The 452-nt window shown below is 63.9% G+C and carries 1 protein-coding gene; it reads left to right on the top strand.

Annotated features, from left to right (window positions below):
• On the top strand, positions 1-452 hold a 452-nt coding region (locus A2J01_RS32785), incomplete at both ends, for an endolytic transglycosylase MltG (protein ID WP_197494351.1).

Below are 452 nucleotides of genomic sequence, written 5' to 3'. Positions count from 1 at the left end.
TCCGATCTGGCTTCGCTCGGCGTGCCCGAATGGGCGATGTCGTCGGTCAAGAGCGTGCCGGACAAGGACCGTCAGCTCGAAGGCCTGATCGCCGCCAGCAGTTGGGATTTCGATCCCACTGCGACACCGACCGAGATCCTGCGGTCGTTGGTCGAGGGTAGCGCCGCCAAGTACGAGGCCACGGGAATTCTGACAGCCGGCAGCGGGGTCGGAATGTCTCCGTACCAGTTGTTGGTGGCAGCGTCGCTGGTCGAGCGTGAGGCGTTGCCCGCTGACATGGCCAAGGTCGCGCGGGTGATCGTCAACCGACTCGCAGTCGATCAGCCTCTGCAGTTCGACTCCACGGTCAACTATTCACTCGACACCACCGAGGTCGCAACCACGGATGCCGACCGTGAGCGCGTCACGCCGTGGAACACGTACGCAATGCCGGGTCTGCCTGCAACGCCCAT

Origin of the sequence: Rhodococcus sp. EPR-134 (genome assembly GCF_001647205.1) — a bacterium.
In the GTDB taxonomy this organism is placed as follows: Bacteria; Actinomycetota; Actinomycetes; order Mycobacteriales; family Mycobacteriaceae; genus Rhodococcus_F; species Rhodococcus_F qingshengii.
Note: the sequence above shows the minus strand (reverse complement) of the source record. Positions and strands in the feature narration are given on the sequence as shown.